We start from the raw sequence: 18,888 nt of genomic DNA, 5'->3' as shown, positions 1-18,888 counted from the left end.
ACCCTCGCGAGGACCGCACGATGCAAGCCCTCATCTTCGACGTCGACGGCACGCTCGCCGACACCGAGACTGCACATCTGCACGCATTCAACGCCGCGTTCGCGGAAGCGGGCCTCGACTGGTTCTGGGACGAAGCGCTCTATTCCAGCTTACTGAAAGTGGCGGGCGGCAAGGAGCGTCTGCTGCATTACTGGCGCACGGTCGAGTGCGAGGAAGCCGGGGGCCCGCGAGCGCGAGAGGCCGTCGACGCGCTGCACGCGCTGAAGACGCGCCACTACACCGAGCGCATGCGCGAGCGCGGCGTGCCGCTACGACCCGGCATCGCTCGTCTGATCGACGAGGCGAACGAGGCCGGTCTACGCGTGGCGATCGCGACGACCACGACGCCCGCCAACCTTGACGCGCTGCTGCAGGCGCATTTCGGCGCCAGCTGGCGCCATCGCTTCGCGGCGATCGGCGACGCCGGCACCACGCCGGCAAAAAAGCCCGCCCCCGACGTCTATCGTCACGTGCTCGAACAGCTCGGCTTGCAGCCCGCGGCCTGTCTCGCCTTCGAGGACTCGCGCAACGGCCTGCTGGCGGCGCGCGCCGCGCGCGTGCCCGTCGTCGTCACGCCGAGCGCTTTTACCGCGCACGAGGACTTCGATGGCGCGCTGGCCGTGCTGCCTCATCTCGGCGATCCGCACGCGCCGATCGTTCCGATGGTGCGCGGCGAATGGCATCGCTGGGTGGATCTGGCGACACTGCGCCGCTGGCATCGAGACGCCACGCGTCGTCCCGATTCGGCCGCGCACGGCGCACTGAACGCGGACCAGGCGAACGCGAGCGCGTCATGGCAATGAACCGCGACTACCACGCTGTCCTGATCGATCTCGACGGTACGATGGTCGATACCGCGCCGGACATCGTCGCGGCTGCCGGCCTGATGCTGACGGACTTCGGCGCCACGCCGCTGCCGTACGACAGGGTGACCGGCTTCATCGGCAACGGCGTGCGCAAGCTCGTGCAACGCTCGCTGGATGCGGCGGGCCTCGGCGAGCGCGTCGAACTGGACCACGCGCAGGCCGTGTTCGAGCGGCACTACGCGGTGACCAACGCGGCACTGGGTCGGGTTTTTCCTGGCGTGATGGCCGGGCTGCGCGCGTTGCAGCAGCACGGCTACCGTCGCGCGTGCGTGACCAACAAACCGCAGGCGCTGGCGGCGGCGCTGCTCGACAAAACGGGGCTTGCCGCTTATATGGATGGGCTGGTCGGCGGCGACACCGTGGCGAGCATGAAGCCGTCGCCCGAGCCGCTTTGGCACGCGTGCCGGCTCCTCGATGTCGAGCCCGAACGTTGCGTGCTGGTCGGCGATTCATCGGTCGATGTCGCGGCGGCGCGCGCGGCCGGTCTTCCGGTGTTCATCGTCAGCTACGGCTATGGCAGCGCGAGCGGCGCCGACCTGCCGCGCTGCGACGCGCTGATCGATTCGTTCGAGGCATTGCCGGCGATTCTGGCGCAAGCGCGACCGGCATTGCGCGCGTGATTCGAGCCGCTAACCCGCCGACAACAATCCCGCGACCCGCTCCGACTTCGTCTGCACCGCGATATCTTTCGCCGTCATCCCCCGGTTGTCCTTCAACGACCGGTTCGCGCCGCGCGCGAGCAACAGTTGGGCGGTCTCCGCGCGATCGTATCCCGCCGCCCACATCAGCGCGGTCAGATCGTTCTTGTAGGTCCGGTTCACGTCGACGCCCGCATCGAGCAACTGACCGACGACCTTCGTTTGCCCCTGGCCGGCTGCGTATTCCATCGCGGTCTTGCCGACGCGATCGGTCGCGAGCGGATCGGCGCCATGCGCGAGCAGCAGCGCGACGATCTCGTCGAAGCCACCGTAGGCGGCGGCCATCAGCGGTGTATCGCCCGGCGCGTTCGCATGCTGCACGTTCGCGCCGCGCTCGATCAGCGTGCGCGCCATCGCCGTATCGCCCTTCTTGCACGCGGTGACGAGCGCGGTGTCGCCGATCCGGTTCATCGCATCGACCGACGCGCCGCGCTGCAGCGCCGCGACGACCGACTGCCGATCGTCGTCCTTCGCGGCCGCGAGCAGTTGGCGGTTGATTTCCCCCTGGTCCTGCGCGAGCGCCGGCACCCACGCGCCGAATGCGGTGGCGAGCAGAACGGCGGTCGCAAGCGGCCGAGTGAACATGTCTGTCATGGTGTCTTCCCCGTGCTACTGCAGATTGTTGATATAGGCGGCCAGATGATGGATGTCGTCGTCGGACAGATTACGCGTCACGCTGGTCATGTTGCCCGCATCGTTGGTGCGCGTGTGCGAGCGGAAGTCCTGCAACTGCTTGACGATGTACTGATAGTGCTGACCGGCGACCCGCGGAATCTCGTTCTGCCCGGAAAAGCCACCCAGGTGGCACATCGTGCACAACACCTCGGCGGCCTTCTTGCTGCCCGCCTCGATGCTCGCGCCATCCGCGTTGAACGGCACCGATACGGGCTTCTGCGCGGCGAAGTAGTCGGCGAGGTCCTGCATGTCCTCGCTCGACAGGTTCGCCGCCATCGGCGACATGCGCGGATCGCTGCGCCGTCCCTGCTTGAAGTCCTTCAGCTCCAGATACAGATAGCGCGCGGTTTGCCCGGCCAGAATCGGATAGTCCGGACTGGTCGAATTGCCCATCGGCCCATGACAGGCCACGCACACCTGCGCTTTCGCCTTGCCCGCCTCGGCGTCGGCGCGCGCGCCCGACGGCAGCCATGCGGCGATCAATCCGCCGCACAGCAGCGCCACCCATGCAGCGCGCGCCCCACCCGGCGCTCCCCGCGGCGCCGGCCGCCTCATGGCACCGCGAACACGACAACGCTGTTGCCGCGCTTGAAGTCGATCTGGGTATTGCCGCCCGCCGCGACCGCGATGTACTGCTTGCCGTTGACCGTGTACGACACGGCCGGCGCGTTGACGCCCGCGCCGCACTGGAACTCCCACAGCTTCTTGCCGCTGGCGGCATCGAACGCGCGGAACAGGCCGTTGCCCTCGCCGTTGAACACGAGCCCGCCCGCCGTTGCAAGTACGCCGCCGATCAGCGGCTGGTCGGTCTTGTAGTCCCACGCGACCTTGCCGGTGTCGACGTTGACGGCCGACAGCTTGCCCCATTGCGCCTCGGACGGAATCACCTTGAAGGCGCCGCCGAGCCACAGCTTGCTGCCGCCCGGATAGGCGGCGTCCTCGACCTGGTACGTCATCGGCTGATTCAGGTTGGCCGCGTAGACAAGGCGCGTTTGCGGATCGAACGCGATCGGCGACCACTCGACGCCGCCGTTCGCGCCCGGCAGCATGCGCGCGCCGGCTGCTGTCGGCAGAGTCCACATGTTTTCCTGCGGAATCATCGCCTGCGAGAAACGGATCAGACGGCCGGTCGCACGATCATGCACGTACACGTGACCGGTCTTGCCCGCATGCACGATGCCGGGGATCATCTTGCCGTCGTTGTCGCGCACGTCGATCAGCACCGGCGGGCTCACTGCGTCGAGATCCCAGACGTCGTGCGGCACGTACTGGTAGTGCCATTTGTACTTGCCGGTGTCGAGATCGATCGCGACGAGCGAATCCGTATAGAGGTTGTCTCCCGGCCGGATCGCGCCATACAGGTCCGGCGACGGGTTGCCGACCACGAAATACACCGTGTGCGTTTTCCGGTCGACCGCCGGCGTCATCCACACACCGCCGCCGAGCGTCTTGTAGAAGTCGCCGCCCTTGTCGGCCAACTGCTTCTTCTCCGCGTCGATGTCGCGCTTCTCGTCGCGGCCGGTCGCGTCTTTGGTGGCCCACACGCCTTCCTGGCCGGTTTCCGGAATCGTGTAGAAGGTCCACAGCAACTGGCCGGAATTCGCGTCGTACGCCTTCACGAAGCCGCGAATGCCGTACTCGCCGCCGTTCGTGCCGATCAGCACCTTGCCGTCGACGACCGTCGGCGCCATCGTTTCCGAGTAGCCCTCGTCGGGATTGGCGATCTGGCTTTGCCACAGCATGTTGCCGGTTTTGGCGTCGAGCGCGACGAGCTTGGAGTCGAGCGTGCCCATATAGAGCCGGTCACCCGAAATCGCGACGCCACGATTGTTCGGCCCGCAACAGAACGTCGTGACCGGCCCCATCTTGTGCTTGTAATGCCAGAACTCTTTGCCCGTCGTCGCATCGATCGCGTATACGTGATTGAACGACGTGGTCAGGAACATCACGCCGTCCTTGACGATCGGCGCCGTTTCCATCGACTCGTTGACGGCCGTCTGGAAGATGAACGCCGGCCTGAGCTTCGCGACGTTCGTCCGGTTGATCTGCGAGCCGGGGTAATAGCGCGTCTGCGCGTACGAGCCGTTCGAATGGAGCCAGACCGCCGTCATGCTGCCGGCGCGATCGAGCTGATCCTGCGTCACGGGCTGAAGCGTCGATGGCACCGGCGCGGCGGTGGTGGTCGAGCTGTTCTGTACTTCGTCGGCGGCATGAGCCGCAGGCAAGCCGAACGCGATGGCGAGCAGTGGCAGGCCGACAATTCCCTGAATACGGTTGAATGGCATGAGCGTCTCCTAGCTTTTTATTGTTCCTATGAATTGCAGCGCAGGAGTGCGACATGGATCCACGCGGACGACAGCGTGAAAGAGCACGATGGCGCAACCCTCGCAGACAACAAAAGCGTACGACTTCGAATCGTTGTTAGCTTTGTCAGGACGGGTCGGCTTCGCAGAGTGGGGAGAAGCAATGCACGGGTCCGCGGAAAACCGGCTCGATTAAGGGTAGGCGATGTGTTGTGGATTTTCTAGATTAAATCGTTAAGGAGTGGCGAGCGATCATCACTCGTCGAGCTGATCAGAACCGGCCGCCGCGCCAATCGGCCCCCTGCTGATAGTTCCGGTTGGTCTGTTCCGGATTCCGGTTCACCAGCGGGCGCGCGTAAAGTGGGTGATGCAGGCTCCGTACTTCGTGTTCGAGCCGGAAACAACGCTCTCCGGATGACAGATCGAGCAGGTCGGCAAACCGGTATTGATGCGGCTCTTCTCCATATGCCAGACCTTTTTCCGCGAGCCGCGTGAACGGCCCCGAAAAAGCAGCGGTGTAAATCGCGATGTGGTGTCCGTCGTATTCAGGAATGGGCGCGGTCGTTTCCGCGTACAGCAGTTGCTGATGCGTGCCGATATCGATCACCGCGCGGTGCAATCCATGCTTCTCTTCGATGTCGACGGTCGCATCGAACATATCGCGGTAGAAGCGCGCGATAGGCAACGCGCTGCCGACCGGCACATCCATCTTCACGAACGCGATGCCCAGATCGATGTCCGACCACGGAGCCGACGCGGATCGATTGAGAGGATCGAGGCACTCGTAGCGATTGCCCCACGGACACGTCACTTCGACACTGCCTGCGCGTTCCGTCCAGCCGAACGCGGTGCCGGCGAGCAGCGGTTCGACCGAGCGCAGCCGCCTCACCAGCGCTTCGAGCTCGCCGACCACGAGACCGACACTGCCGCGCAGACGTTGCGCCGCCCCGTGCGGCAAGTGAATCTGCGACCGGCCGATGTTGATCCACATATTCTCTACCCCGGTCATCACGAACGGATCGCGCGTGAGCCCAAGGCCGGTGACGTAGAAGGCGGTCGCGAGAATCTGGTTGGGGATTTTCAGGTTGACGTGTTCGAGCAGGATCAGATTGCCGGTATCGTCGTTAGCGTAAGAGTGTTCCATGTGTTTGCCTTGTGCATGAGCCGCGAAACGCTGGACAAATTATGCATCAACAGGGCAAGTGGTACGTGCTCGTGCAACTCGGACGGCGTGGCGGCGCCGCCATGTCGAGAGGCGTATGAAGCGACACGCATGTGCTTATTGCCGCAGAATCTTCCACGGCCCATTGCCGGTTTTGCAGACGATCGGCGTCCACGTTTGGGTCTGTCCTTTCGCGACCGCGGTCAGCGTCGCGGTCCGGCAGGTTCGATCACCGTCCTTCGTCGTGTCCTGCGGCGTCACCGTGCCCTTGATCGAAACGGAATTGCCGGTGCCCGCATTGCTCCACGCGTACGATTCGCCATCCTTTTTTGTATCGAGCGCCTTTTGCGCCGCGTCGTTGAGCGCTTTACGGTCGGCCTCGCGCATGTAAGTAATGGGCGTGTCTTTCAGAAAGTTCAGGTTCGCTGCGTAACACAACATGGGGCTGGCGAGCAGCGCCGCTGCCGCAAGCCACTGCGTGATCGTGTGGGCGTACGCGGCGTCGAGTGCGGGCGCGCCTGCGCCAGGACGAAATTGACGTGACATGGGTTTCTCCTCGAGTTCATCCGCGATCCGCGTCGTCCGCGAGATCGCCGTTTTGCTGGAATGCGTCGACGACGTCGGCCACCGAGCCGCGTCGGCCGATGTGGCCGACACGAACTTCGAGCCCCTCGGCGCGCAGCATGTCGCGCACGTCCGCATGCGCGCCGACGACCCTCATCGCCGCGCCCGCGGCCTTCAGCGCGCCGTGCATCGCTTCGAGCATGCGCGCGCCCGCCAGATCGACGACCGCCGATGCGGACAGATCGCAAATCACGAGCCGGACCGGTTCGGGTGCGGCGTGGATCATGCGCCAGATCGTCTCGCGCACGTGCTCGACGTTGAAGTACAGCAACGACGCCTCGACACGCACCGCCAGCACATGCGCAATCGTCTCGTTCTCGGCATGACGTTCGAGATCCGAGAAATAGCGCGTGCCGGGAATACGCCCGAGCATCGCGATGTGCGGATGCGCGGCGCGGTGGATGATCAGCAGCATCGACACGAGCACCGCGACGATCACGCCCTTCAGGATGCCCAACAACAGCACCGCCGCGAACGCCACCATCGAAATCGCGAATTCGAAGCGGCTCACGCGCCACACATGACGCAGTTCGCCGACGTCGACGAGGCCCTTCACGGCCACGAGCACGATCGCCGCCAGCACGACGTTGGGCAGATTCGCGAGCAGTCCGGTGAGGAACATCAGACAGAAGCCGATCGCGAGCGACGCGAATACCAGCGCAAGCGCGCTTTTCGCGCCGGCCTTGTCGTTCACCGACGATTGCGAAAGCCCTCCCGCAACCGGGAAGGCCTGGAACAAGCCCGCGGCCAGATTGGCTGCGCCAAGACCCAGCAATTCCTGGCGGGCGTCGATCTCGTAACCATGTGCCTGCGCGAGCGCGCGCGCGGCCGAAACGCTCTCGACGTATGCCAGCAACAGGCACGCGAACGCCAGCGGAACGATGCCGTCGACATCGCGCAGCCGCAGCCCTGGCAGACGAAATTCAGGCAAGCCCTGCGGCAGCGCGCCCACCAGCGTGAAGCCGCGGCTGGCCAGCGGCGTGACCGACAACACGACAATCGAAGCAGCGACGACGGCGAGCGCCACCGGACGCCCCGGCAAAAACCTTTCGCCGAGCAGCAGCAACGCGATGCAAACGAGGCCGAAACCGAGCACGCCGAGGTTGGTCAACGGAAGCTGCCCCCACAGCACGGCGATCCGTTCGAAGAAGAATTCGCCGCCGCCTTTCACCCCGAACAGCTTCGGCAGCTGGGTCATCGCGATCGTCAGCGCGGCGCCCGCCTTGAAGCCGAGCAGGATCGTCTCGCTGATGAAGCTGACGAGCGAACTCAAGCGCAGCAGCCAGCCGATCACGCACATGCACGCGATCAGCACGGACGTGAGGGCCGCGATCGAAGCCCAGCGCGACGGGTCGCCCCCGGCCATCGGCACGAGCGTCACGCCGACGAGCATCGAGATCGCCGAGGTCGGGCCGATCGCGAGCTGACGCGACGAACCGAACAGCGCATAACAGAGGCCGCCGACCAGATAGCCGTAGATGCCGTATTGCGGCGGCAAGCCGGCCAGCGACGCATAGGCGAGCGATACCGGAATGCCATAAGCCGCGAGCGTCACGCCGGCGACCGCGTCCTTCGCGAGCCATTGAGGCTGATAGCTTCGCAGCCACTGCGCGGGAGGAAATGCGGAGCGCCACCCGCGCGCGGGTGGCGTGGAAGACGCGCGGCCGGTGACGCTCTGTGGATGGTTCAACGTAGCGCCTCGAGTACGGAAGCGGACCTGACGGAAGCACGGGCGCGCTGTACGGTTATCGCCTCAGCCAACGCGAAGCGGCTCAGAGCGAATCCTTGATGCGCTGCCACGTGTGATCCGGATTGAACTCGGTCACAGGCGGCGCGTGCGCGCCACGGTCCTTCTGGTAGATGACGCCGTTGTTGCTGACCACGAAGGTCATCACGCCGCTCGTGCCGTACTGCGCCGGATAAGCGACCATCGCGAAACCCGCGATCATGTGGCCGTTGATCACGTAGCTGAACGCGCCGCCCGGCGCGTTCTTGCCCTGCCGCGTCAGGATGTTGAAATGGTAGCCCCGGTAAGGATCGCCCGCCGCGTGGCCTTTCAGATATTCGGAACTCGCGGCGACGAGCGGGCCGAACGGACTCTCTTCTTCGTCGCTGTTTTCGTCGGAGCGCCAGTAGAGACCGTCCTGCTTGCCGGGTGTGCTGGCCAGCTTCTGCGCGTATTCGAGCAGGCCGTCGTGGTTCCGGTCGCGCGACGCGTATTGACGCTGCGCGTCGATATAAGCGTGCAGCACCTTGATCGCTTCGAGTTCGTTGGCGCCGATCCGTCGATTGATCAGTTCTTCTTCGCCCTGCTCGGTGGCGAAGCGCCAGGTGCCGTCCTCTTTGACGATCGGTATCGGCATCGGCCACGCCTCGTCGCCGACCAGCAGAATCCGCCGGTTCGGTCCCCTGTCGTCGAGCACGTGATAGGCGTCGAGCTCCTTGCTCGCCTTGGCCCAGTTCGCCTCGTTCTCCGCCTGATCCGGCGATACCACGAGGCTCTTGTGCGCTTCGCCGAAGATCGCCACGAGCGACGCTTCGTCGTCGGTCTTCAGTGCGCTGGACAGCGCGGCGACCGCGTCTTCCGGGGTGGCGAAAGTGCGCTGCCCCGCGGCGAGCGCGGCCATCGGAACCCACAGCGCGAGCACCATCGCGCACAGCCGGCGCGATGTGGCCATACGTCGCCGCGAATCGTCGCGTGCGCGCTTTCCGGTGATGCTTTGACCGCTCATGGCTGCTCCTTATCGCCGTCCGCCGCCGCGGCCGCCACCGCCACCACCGGCCCGCGGCGAGAATCCGCCGCCGCCACCGCCACGGCCGCCACCGCCGGAAAATCCGCCGCCACCGCCGCCACCGCCGCCACCGCCGCCACGCGTCGATTGACGGCTCGCCGCGCCGCGCGCGCTGTTGGCTTGCGCGTCGCGCGCCGAGCCGTAGCCGCTGAACGCATCGCCGCCGCCCGCAGGCGCCGCGCGCTGATTCACGTCGCGTGTGCCCGCCGACGCCGTCGGACGCTGGGACGGCTGCGGCCGCCCTTGCGCGCCAGCACCGCCGCCTGCGAAGTTTGCGCCGGCGCCGCCACCCGCGCCGCCACCTGCAAAGTTTGCGCCGCCGCCCGCGCCGCCGCCCGCGCCGCCGCGGTTGCCGCCCGCCAATCCACCGCCCGCGCCCGCGCCTGCACCCGCGCCGCCGCCGCGCGACGGCGGATCGCCGACCCGTTGCGTGCGCGCCGAGCGATCCGAGATACCGCTGACCTGGCCCGGCTTCTTGTCCGAGGTCCACGCGGAGGTGCCCCCTCCCTGCCCGCGACCACCACCGCGGTTGATGTCGCCCGTGTTGATATTGCCGCGCTCGACGTTCCTATCGCCCCGCTCGACAGTTCTATCGCCGCGCTCGACGTTTCTTTCGCGGTTGATGTTGATGTTGTTGTTGCCGCCGCCGCCGTAATGCGTTTGATAGTGCCCGCCGTTCCAGGCGGCGGTAATCGCCGCGCCCCAGATCAGCCCCGTCGCGAGCGCGGCGCCGGGCGCGTACGGATAGTAGTAGGCCGGATAAGGCGTGGGCGCGTAGGCGTAGGTCACGGGCGCACTGGCCACCACGATGGTCTGCGGGTTGTACTGCGGCACGTAGATCACCTGCGGATCGGCCGGCTGGATCTTGATCACTTCCTTCTCGACGACCACGACCTGCTTGTCGTCGGATTTCAGATGCCCAGCCGACTGCGTTTGCCGCCGGAAGCGCTGAATCGCTTCGAGCACCGCGCCCTGATCGGCAACGACGGCCTCGCCGAGATTAATCGTCCAGTCGAGATCGGTGCTCATGTTCTTGACGATGTCGGGGTAATTCAGCAGCGCCTTCACCGGATCGTGCCACGCGTCGTTGAGCTTCAGCGACTTGTTGTTTTTGTACTGGTCGAGAAAGCGATCGGCCTGCACGACTTCCACGGGATAGGTGGAGGCAGGAAGAATGATCGCGACCAGGTCGTCCGGATATAGCGCGATCGGTCCGACGAGCTTGTCGAGCGTCGCCGCGGAAACGGGTGCGCTCGGTGCCGCGTTCGCCGGGGCGTTCGCGGCCGGCGCCTGCGCCAGCGACACCGTAGTGGAGAACGCGCCGCAGCACGCCAGAAGCGCGGCGCCCAGCACATGGCTGATGCGTCGCGCGCGCTTCGCCTCGTCGTCGAGCGTCGGCATGCGCCGGCGCCTGTCGAGCGCCGTTGCAAACGGGATGATGCGTGTACGAGCACGCGAATCGCGGTCCATCGATGCTTCCCCTTGCGCTTCGTCAGCGGCCCCGGGCTGAATGGCCATGATCTTTGACAGACAGTTGTCCGAAGCAATGGAAACGACCTGCACCTATTGCATGAATACAGTTTGGAAACCATGGACGATATTGAAAATACGACCTTGGTCCGATTGCGCGCGACAGGCCCGCGACACCATGATGAAAGCGAACCTGTCATTGCTGCGCATCCACCGCGCGGCAACCGGTCCCACCAGAATTCCCATTCACGGGTGCCGGTTGCGCCCTCACGCCTGAGCAAACAGGCAGCCGGCGACTCGCACCCGCGTGGGCCCACGCAAGGAGCTGTCGTGAATAAGTCGACGAAATATGCCGTTATCGCCGCGTTGAGCGCGTCGCTATCGCTGGAAGGCCTGGCGCAATCGAGGCCGATTGCCTATCCGGCCAGAGGGCAAAGCCCGCAGCAACAGCAGCAGGACGAAGGCGCCTGCTATTCGTGGGCGAAGAGCAATACCGGCATCGACCCGACCATGGTCGCCAATGCCCCGCCCCCGCCTTCCGGCCCCGCGGTGGGAGGCGGCGAGCGCGTGCAGGGCGCCGCGCGCGGCGCGGCCGGCGGCGCGATCATCGGCGCGATTGCGGGCGACGCCGGCAAGGGCGCGGCGATCGGCGCGGCGACCGGCACGATGGTAGGCGGGTCGCGCGCGCGGCAGAACCGGCGCGCGGCCGCGGCACAATCGCAGTCGCAAACGCAGGGCTCGATGGACACGTTCAATCGCGCTTTCGCCGCATGCATGTCAGGGCGGGGTTACACAGTCAATTGATCGCGCAAGGAGAGCAGCATGATTAACCGCAAACTGATCATCGCGGCGGCGCTCGTGTGTCTCGCGAATACGGGGTTCGCTCAGACGGAGGCACCAGTCACGGTCACGAGCGAGCCCGGCAAAGTCACCGTGTCGGGCACGGTCAAAACGACCGCGACGGTCGTCGGCATCGAGCCGGCAACGCGCACCGTCTTGCTCAAGGACCCGAAGGGCAGGGTCGTGCAGGTCGTGGTCGGAGAGGAAGCGCGCAACTTCGATCAGATCAAGGTCGGCGACGTGGTCAAGGCCGAGTATTCGCAGGCTCTGACCATCATGCTGAAAAAAGGCAACGCGCCGCTGACCGCCAACGAAACGCAAACGCTCGCTCGCACACCGGCGGGCGCGAAACCCGGCGGCTCGGCCTCGCGCGAAGTCACGATCATGGCTAACGTCATCGCGGTCAATCACCAGAGCGGCATGGTCACGCTGAAAGGCCCGCAAGGCAATACGGTGGATCTGATCGTGCAGGATCCCGAACAGCTCAAGCGGATCAAAAAAGGCGACCAGATGCAAGCGGTCTATACCGAGGCCGTGGCCATCTCCGTGGAGCCGGTCGCCGGCAAATAGCGAGCATGGCTCGCGTCAGATCAGGCGGTGCGCTTGCGCGAGGCCGCTGAGGGGAGGCGTAAAGTCCGCGCGTCGAAAACGCACCGTCGAGAAAACCCGTATCGCATTGGGACTCGCCGGCAGACGCGCAAGGCGAAACTCGATTTCGTGCGCGGGCCGCGTATCTCCCTCTTCCTGAACGACGTTCATACGGTCGAGCCGGTACGTGCTCCTGCGCACGTAGAAATGCGCATCCGGCGCCCCCAGTACAACGCACATCACGTCGAGATGCCGCTCCAGCGCCTCTGTCTTCAGGCCCAACTGCGCCAGAGCCTGATCGTTCTCTTCGATCTGCGCCTGCAGCTTCGCCACTTCCGCGTAATTCGACGTCGCGTCGCTACCAAGCAGCGAGCGCACGCCTGCCCCTTGCCGTTCGAGAATCGTCAGGCGCGTTTTCAGCAGCGCCCTTTCGCGTTGCAATTCGTCCTGCCGCGAGGTGTCGGCCTCGATCTTGCCGAGGGCTTCGAGCACGAGCTGATCGACGATCCGCAACATGATCTGGCGCCGCAACGCGGCTTCGGATTCTCCGCACACGCGCACCTGGTGATCGCTGAAGTTGATGGTCGTCTGCGCGAGATCGGTTTGCGTCGTCTCGCCGTATTGCCCGACGCCGAAAATACGCCGCTCATCCATGGCCATGCCGAGCACCGCGAATACCTGGTCGGCAACGGGATGGTCGCTGAAGAACGTGTTCAGCTCGTGTGAGCGGTTGAAGACCGGGCAGACGTCGTCGGGTGTGGCGAAAAAGGCGTGGATATACGGGTCCGTCGCCCATGCCGCCGCGCTCGCTTCGCGCGCCGGCGGCACTTCATCGGCGAGCCGGAGCAGATAGGCGGTCGTGTGTTGCACGGCGGGCCGCAGGCGCGACGCATAATTGCGCGCGAGCCGCAACGACGGACAGAGCCTGACGATCCGCTCGACGATTTCCTTCGTCTGCTGATCGTCGCTCTCTTCGGAAGCGGTGCGCCTGCTCAGCCACCGCGACAGCAGACCCATGTCCGGCTCCCGTCGCCCGTCACGATTCGTCGCGCTCCGGCAACAGCTGCGCGACGATCGTGTGGTTCTTCCAGAACAGGTTATGGACGCGGTTTTGCAGTATGCGCAGCCCATCCGTGGGAACGTCGTCGAAGACGACCACCGCGCCGGGCCGCGAACCCGTGCCGTGCACCCGCTGGATCGAGCTGAAGCGCGGGAACCCGTAGCGAATCAGGAACTCGCCGATCTCTTCGTCGGAGACGCTTTCCTCGACGTTTCCAAGAAACAGTTCAGCCATGATGCTTACTCCTCCAGGCCCTAGGCCACGATGTTCAATCCGCCGTCGATATACAAGGTGGAACCGGACACCCGCCGCGCGTAAGGCGTGGCCAGAAACGCACAGGTATAGCCGACATCCATGATGTCGACGAGTTCGCCGAGCGGCGCGCGCTGCACCGCTTCGTTGAGCAGCAGCTCGAAATCCTTCAGGCCCGAAGCGGCGCGGGTCTGCAGCGGCCCGGGAGAAATCGCGTGCACGCGGATGCCCCTCGGTCCCAGCTCGAACGCCAGATAGCGCGCGCAGGCTTCGAGCGCCGCCTTGACGGGGCCCATCAGGTTGTAGTTCGGCACGACCTTGTTCGCGCCGTAGTAGCTCATCGTCAGCATGGTGCCGCCGTCTTTCATCAGCGGCGCGGCGAGGCGCGCCATCCGCACGAACGAATGGCAGGAGATGTCCATCGCGCTCAGGAAGCCCTCGCGCGACGATTGCAGCAAGCCGCCCTGCAGATCCGCTTTCGGCGCCCATGCAACGGCGTGAACGAGAATATCGAGGCTTCCCCAAGTCTTCTCGATGCGGTCGAACACGGCCTCCATTTCGTCCTCGCCCGTTACGTCGAGCGGCATGAAGATCTCGGCATCGAGTGCTTTGGCGATCGGTTCCACATAAGGAGCCGCCTTGGCGTTGGCATAGGTGAGCGCAACGCTCGCGCCGAGGTCGTGAAACGCCTTCGCGCATCCGTACGCGATCGAATGCTCGTTGGCGACGCCGGTCACGAGGGCCTTCGCTCCTCGCAGAATCAAACTCGGTTGCTCGACAGCGACAGACATGGTGAAACTCCTCTATGGGGCGATAGCGCGCGTATGGCGGGCGATCATCAGTTCCTCGTTGGTGGGGACGACCCAGACCGGTAGCCTGCTCGAGGCGCGGGTGATCAGCGGGCCGCCCGCCCGATTGGCCGCTTCGTCGAGTTCGGCGCCGAGCCACGCGGCATCGTGCACGATGCGCTCGCGGATCGCGACGGCGTGCTCGCCGATGCCGGCCGTCAGCACCAGTGCGTCGAGACCTTGCATCGCCGCGGCGAGACTGCCGAGTTCGCGCCCGATCCGGTAGGCGTAGACGTCGATCGCAAAGCGGGCACGCGGGTCGTCGCTGTCGAGCAGCACGCGCATGTCGCCTGAGATGCCCGACATGCCGAGCAGCCCCGAGCCCTTGTAAATGAGGTCCGCGATCGACTGCGTATCCATCTTCAGCTCGTCGAGCAGATAGAGCATCACGCCGGGGTCGAGGCTGCCGCAACGCGTGCCCATCGGCAGGCCTTCCACCGCCGTGAAGCCCATCGTGCTCGCCACGCTCTTGCCCGCGACCATCGCGCACATGCTCGCGCCGTTGCCCAGATGCGCGACGACGGTGCGCCCCGCCGCCGCGGCCGGCGCGATCTCCGGCAGCACGCTCGCGATGTATTCGTATGAGAGCCCGTGAAAACCGTAGCGCCGCACGCCGTGGTCGGTAATCGAGGGGGGCAGCGCATAGGCCTGCGCGGTCTCGGTCTGCGTGCGATGAAACGTGGTGTCGAAGCACGCGACCTGTGGAAGGTCGGGACGCAGTTGCGCGAGGATGCGGATCGGGGTCAGGTTATGCGGCTGATGCAGCGGCGCGAGCGGGCTCAGGCTGTCCAGTTGGTCGATCACCTCGGAGGTCGCGAGGACGGGGCCGGCAAAGCGCTGCCCGCCGTGTACGACGCGATGTCCGACCGCCTTCAGTTGATTGCCGCCGCCGTGGTCGCGCAAAAAACCGCCCAGATATTCGATCGCGCCCTGATGGCCGAGCCGATGGCCATCGCCCCATTCGTGCGAGCTGGCATTACCGTCGCGGTCCGTCACGCGAAAACGCGGGCTCGTGTAGAGCGCTTCGATCTGACCGCGCAAAATGAGCTCGAGTTGCGCTTGTTGCGCGTCGAAGGCGCTGAACTTGAGGCTCGACGAACCTGCGTTCAATACGAGAATCACATCCGCCATGACGTCACCCGACCACTTTGCCGGCCTCGCGCCGTGCCTTGGCCACCAGCGCGGCGACCGCGCACGACGCGAGACGCGTCGACAGAAAATCCGCGCGGCTCGTCAGAATGATCGGTACGCGCGCGCCGAGCACGATGCCCGCCGCGTCCGCGCCGGCGAGAAACGAGAGGCTTTTCGCGAGCATGTTGCCCGCCTCGAGGTCCGGCACCATCAATACATTGGCGCGACCGGCCACCCGCGACTCGATCTGCTTGATGCGCATGGCTTCAATGCTGATCGCGTTGTCGAGTGCGAGCGGACCGTCGACGAGCCCCCCGGTGATCTGCCCGCGGTCCACCATCTTGCACAGCGCCGCCGCTTCCACCGTCGATGGAATTTTCGGATTGACGCTCTCGGTCGCGGACAGGATCGCCACGCGGACTTCGTCAAGTTTCAGCGCGTGCCCGAGATCGATCGCGTTCTGCAGGATGTCGACCTTCTCTTCGAGCGTCGGCAAGATGTTGATCGCGGCGTCGGTGATGATCAGCGCGTTCTCGTACCCGGGCACGTCCATCACGAAGCAATGGCTGATGCGCCGCTCGGTGCGCAGGCCGGTGTCACGGCGAATCACCTCGGCCATCAGCTCGTCCGTATGCAGGCTGCCTTTCATCAGGGCCTCTGCCTTGCCTTTGCGCACCAGTTGCACGGCTGCTGCCGCGGCGGCATGGCTATGCGGCGCATCGACGATCGTGAAGTTCGAAATGTCGATGCCGTATTCGGCGGCAATCGCTTCGATGCGCGCGCGCGGCCCGACCAGCAGCGGCGCGATCAGTCCCATCCCGGCTGCTTCGACCGCGCCATTGAGCGAACTCTGGTCGCACGGATGCGCGACCGCTGTCGGCATCGCCGGCAGCGTCCGGCAGAAATCGATCAGACGCTGATACTTCGCGTGCTTTTCCATCTGCGTGTTCCTCGTGTGTACGGTGCGTTGGATTCGTGACGCGTGGCACGCCATGCTGACGGGCGCGGCGCAGACGGGCGCCGTGCATACGGTCCCGCCACACTTGCGTCGTGCCGCGCATCGCGCCGGTTGCTCACGTGCGAGCGGAGTCAGGCAAACGTGCGTTGCGCTTGCGGCTCACGCGCGAACCCAGCACCGCGTGGATGCGTTCGAACGCCTCCTTTTGCGCGGCGTCGGGCGCGGTGTTCAACACGCGCTCGTCGCTCGCCAGCTTGTCGAGCAGTTGTAGAAAGCGCTCGCGGTCCTCGCTGTGGGAAAGCAGCTTCGGCAGCGTGGCTATCGCCTCGTCCGGTTCGAAGCTGACGATGATTTCCTGCTCGCCCCGGATCCGCCGCCAGTGATCGCGGCTGATGTCGGGCAGGTACTCCGCGTAACTTTCGGCGATCTCCTTGCGCATCTCCAGGCGCGCGAGCGGCAACGACCCGCCCTTGCGCGACAACAGAAAGGCCGCGCGCGCGAGCGCCTCCGTGTAGCCGCCGTCGCCGATCGCCTCCAACGCCGTGCGCACGAACGGCAGCTCGCGCGGATCGATCGCGCCGGCTTGCGCGGCCACGCCATCGGCGGCCGGCTTGCTCAGATACGTCGCATACAGATTCGCGTACACGCTGAAGAAGCTGGCCTCGGTCCCCGCGTCGCGCATCGCGCGGTAATAGTCCAGCGACGCGCTGATCATTTGCGAGCCGTTGTGTTCGAGCTTGCTCCACGGGTTATCGGCGGCGGCCCGCTGGCGATTCTCACGAACCGACTGCGCGGCCGCCGGCAGCCAGCCAAGCCACGGGTTCATCGCGGAAACGGCCCAGCGCTGCCAGCGCAGCGGATGAAACTGGCGCAGCAGGCGGGCGCTCGTTTCGTTCGACATTGCCTGCACGAACGGCTGCGCGAGCAGTTCATACATGCGCTGATTCAGATTGGACACCGCGGCGACTGCTTCGAACGGCTTTTCGTCGATGCGGGCGAAGCGGTTCAGACGCGCGGCTATCTCCTCGAGCCGCCGCTCATGAAATTCGACTGCGTATTCGATCTCCCCGGCCGCGTTGCTGGCCTCGCTGATGGTCATGCCATAAAGGCCCGGCGGAAACGTTTCGATGGTCTCGAGCACGGACATGATCTGCTTGTGCTCCTTCTTCGCGACTTTCCCGGACACGAAGATGCCCAGATGCCCGACGTTTTCGTGCATCAGACCGACGATCACCTGGCCGCGCGCCTTGATCTCCTCGGTGCTGCCGTACAGGTCCGCCACCCAGTTGAACGCCTGTTGAGGCGGCGTGATGTTGTCGCCCATCGACGCGAACAGGATGATCGGCGAGCGGATCTCACGCAGATCGAAAGCCTGACCGCTGCTGTTCGTCACTCCGCCCGACCACAGCTTGTTGCCGACGAACAGGTTGCGCGTGATCCATTCGATCTCTTCGCGATTCATCAGGTAGTAGCTGCCCCACCAGCGCTCGAATTCCAGAAAGCGCGGCGGCTCGGTATCGACGTTCGAGAACAGGTGGTAGTACTTGTCCCAGAACGTGTTGGCGGGATTCAGGTTCTCGAAGTTCTCCACCAGATACGCGCCGTCGAACTTGCCGTTGCCAAGATCCGCCGCGTACGACGCGAGCCACGCGCCGCCCAGCATGCCGCCCGCGTAACGCATCGGGTTGTCGCCCTCGCCTTCGCTCCAGGCCGCGCTCCAGTACGACATCGGCGCACCGTTGATGACGATCGGGCCGGTCTCCTCGGGGTCGGAGCTGGCGAGCATCATCGCCGCCCAGCCGCCCTGGCAATTGCCGATGATCGCGGGCTTCGGACTGTCGGGATGCAGCGCGCGCACCTTGCGAACGAATAGCTGCTCGGCGTTGCACACGTCGAGCAGGGTCTGACCGGGCTCGGGGTCGCGAAAGAACACCACGAAGTAGACGGGATAGGCCGCGCGCAGCGCGATGCCCGCCTGCGAATCGTCCTTGAAGCCGCCGATGCCGGGGCCGTGCCCCGCGCGCGGATCGATGATCAGATACGGGCGTTTGCGCACGTCCACGCCCACGCCTTCGAGCGGACGAAGTTGCAGCAGCGCATAGTTGACCGGCCGCTCGAACGTGCGGCCGTCCAGCACCATGTCGTACTCGAAATGCAGCACCGGCGTGGGACCGCTGACGCTGCGTTCGACGAACTCGTTGCCGCGCCGGTACAGCGTGTCCCAGAACAGCAGCGAGCGCTGCGCGGCGTCCACCGTGTATTGCCACGCACCGAGCGGATCGAATGGCGCGGGCATCGCGCTTGCGGTCGGGGCGCCATCGTGATCGAGCCCCAGCGTTTCGGTGACCCGTTCACTCAGATGCCGCTGGGCGATTTGCGTGCGCTTCTGCAGCACGTGGGTGATTTTCGAGGCAATGTCCTGGCTTTGTGACAATAGCGTTTCAGCGTCCATCGGGAGACTCCTGAAAGGTGCGTGTCACGATCGGTGCCGAGGCACGCGCCGTGCATTGATTGAATCGTGGAGTTGGCCCAGAGCTCTAGCAATCGGACCAAGGTCTTATTATGCGCGCGACCCGGTGCAG

General features: G+C 65.3%; 18 protein-coding genes. 4 read left to right on the top strand and 14 right to left on the bottom strand.

Translation table 11 applies throughout. From position 1 onward, the window contains the following. Positions 1 to 20: 20 nt before the first annotated feature. The gene (locus OKW45_RS01580; RefSeq protein ID WP_018424564.1) at positions 21 to 842 is read left to right on the top strand and encodes an HAD family hydrolase; all 822 of its coding nucleotides are present in this window, start codon (positions 21 to 23) and stop codon (positions 840 to 842) included. Then, the gene (gene gph / locus OKW45_RS01575; protein WP_429465472.1) at positions 833 to 1,525 is read left to right on the top strand and encodes a phosphoglycolate phosphatase; all 693 of its coding nucleotides are present in this window, start codon (positions 833 to 835) and stop codon (positions 1,523 to 1,525) included. Before OKW45_RS01580 ends, gph begins: the two co-directional genes overlap by 10 nt. A 9-nt stretch (positions 1,526 to 1,534) precedes the next feature. Here the strand turns inward: gph and OKW45_RS01570 are convergent, their stop codons facing one another. From OKW45_RS01570 to OKW45_RS01535, 8 genes are all read right to left on the bottom strand, one after another. Continuing rightward, entirely contained in the window at positions 1,535 to 2,197 is a 663-nt protein-coding gene (locus OKW45_RS01570; RefSeq protein WP_429465470.1) for an ankyrin repeat domain-containing protein, read from the bottom strand. 15 nt (positions 2,198 to 2,212) lie between these two features. Further along, entirely contained in the window at positions 2,213 to 2,833 is a 621-nt protein-coding gene (locus OKW45_RS01565; RefSeq protein ID WP_429465468.1) for a c-type cytochrome, read from the bottom strand. Then, entirely contained in the window at positions 2,830 to 4,563 is a 1,734-nt protein-coding gene (locus OKW45_RS01560) for a pyrroloquinoline quinone-dependent dehydrogenase (protein ID WP_429465466.1), read from the bottom strand. Before OKW45_RS01560 ends, OKW45_RS01565 begins: the two co-directional genes overlap by 4 nt. A 289-nt stretch (positions 4,564 to 4,852) precedes the next feature. Then, positions 4,853 to 5,725, bottom strand: a complete 873-nt coding sequence (locus OKW45_RS01555; RefSeq protein ID WP_429465464.1) for a VOC family protein — start codon at positions 5,723 to 5,725, stop codon at positions 4,853 to 4,855. Positions 5,726 to 5,860: 135 nt separating this feature from the next. Beyond that, positions 5,861 to 6,289 (bottom strand): RT0821/Lpp0805 family surface protein, encoded by a 429-nt coding sequence (locus tag OKW45_RS01550; protein ID WP_429465462.1) that lies wholly within the window; start codon positions 6,287 to 6,289, stop codon positions 5,861 to 5,863. 16 nt (positions 6,290 to 6,305) lie between these two features. Then, the gene (locus OKW45_RS01545; protein WP_429465460.1) at positions 6,306 to 8,057 is read right to left on the bottom strand and encodes a SulP family inorganic anion transporter; all 1,752 of its coding nucleotides are present in this window, start codon (positions 8,055 to 8,057) and stop codon (positions 6,306 to 6,308) included. An 82-nt stretch (positions 8,058 to 8,139) separates the two neighbouring features. Beyond that, positions 8,140 to 9,099, bottom strand: a complete 960-nt coding sequence (locus OKW45_RS01540) for a DUF2950 domain-containing protein (protein ID WP_429465458.1) — start codon at positions 9,097 to 9,099, stop codon at positions 8,140 to 8,142. A 9-nt stretch (positions 9,100 to 9,108) separates the two neighbouring features. Then, positions 9,109 to 10,629 carry a DUF3300 domain-containing protein gene (locus tag OKW45_RS01535; protein ID WP_429465456.1) on the bottom strand — a complete coding sequence of 507 codons (1,521 nt, stop codon included), beginning with the start codon at positions 10,627 to 10,629 and terminating at the stop codon, positions 9,109 to 9,111. A gap of 330 nt (positions 10,630 to 10,959) precedes the next feature. Between OKW45_RS01535 and OKW45_RS01530 the strand changes: the two genes are divergently transcribed. Both OKW45_RS01530 and OKW45_RS01525 read left to right on the top strand, forming a co-directional pair. Beyond that, the gene (locus tag OKW45_RS01530; protein ID WP_018424548.1) at positions 10,960 to 11,433 is read left to right on the top strand and encodes a glycine zipper family protein; all 474 of its coding nucleotides are present in this window, start codon (positions 10,960 to 10,962) and stop codon (positions 11,431 to 11,433) included. Positions 11,434 to 11,451: 18 nt separating this feature from the next. Then, positions 11,452 to 12,039 (top strand): hypothetical protein, encoded by a 588-nt coding sequence (locus OKW45_RS01525; protein ID WP_429465454.1) that lies wholly within the window; start codon positions 11,452 to 11,454, stop codon positions 12,037 to 12,039. A gap of 15 nt (positions 12,040 to 12,054) precedes the next feature. Here the strand turns inward: OKW45_RS01525 and OKW45_RS01520 are convergent, their stop codons facing one another. The 6 genes from OKW45_RS01520 to OKW45_RS01495 all read right to left on the bottom strand — a co-directional run bounded on the left by OKW45_RS01520 (position 12,055) and on the right by OKW45_RS01495 (position 18,758). After that, positions 12,055 to 13,074, bottom strand: a complete 1,020-nt coding sequence (locus tag OKW45_RS01520) for a hypothetical protein (protein WP_429465452.1) — start codon at positions 13,072 to 13,074, stop codon at positions 12,055 to 12,057. 19 nt (positions 13,075 to 13,093) lie between these two features. Then, a complete protein-coding gene (locus OKW45_RS01515; protein ID WP_184006824.1) occupies positions 13,094 to 13,351 on the bottom strand; it encodes an RNA-binding protein in 258 nt (85 codons plus the stop codon). A 20-nt stretch (positions 13,352 to 13,371) separates the two neighbouring features. Further along, entirely contained in the window at positions 13,372 to 14,160 is a 789-nt protein-coding gene (gene fabI / locus OKW45_RS01510) for an enoyl-ACP reductase FabI (protein WP_018424544.1), read from the bottom strand. Positions 14,161 to 14,172: 12 nt separating this feature from the next. Next, on the bottom strand, positions 14,173 to 15,348 hold the full coding sequence (locus OKW45_RS01505; protein ID WP_429465450.1) for an acetate/propionate family kinase: 1,176 nt from the start codon (positions 15,346 to 15,348) through the stop codon (positions 14,173 to 14,175). Between the two features lie 4 nt (positions 15,349 to 15,352). Beyond that, a complete protein-coding gene (locus OKW45_RS01500) occupies positions 15,353 to 16,342 on the bottom strand; it encodes a phosphate acetyltransferase (RefSeq protein ID WP_429465448.1) in 990 nt (329 codons plus the stop codon). A 79-nt stretch (positions 16,343 to 16,421) separates the two neighbouring features. Beyond that, entirely contained in the window at positions 16,422 to 18,758 is a 2,337-nt protein-coding gene (locus OKW45_RS01495; protein WP_429465446.1) for a DUF3141 domain-containing protein, read from the bottom strand. Between the last annotated feature and the right edge of the window lie 130 nt (positions 18,759 to 18,888).

Origin of the sequence: Paraburkholderia lebeckiae, assembly GCF_050436225.1 — a bacterium.
In the GTDB taxonomy this organism is placed as follows: Bacteria; Pseudomonadota; Gammaproteobacteria; order Burkholderiales; family Burkholderiaceae; genus Paraburkholderia; species Paraburkholderia tuberum.
This window is presented reverse-complemented; position numbering and strand designations above follow the sequence as displayed.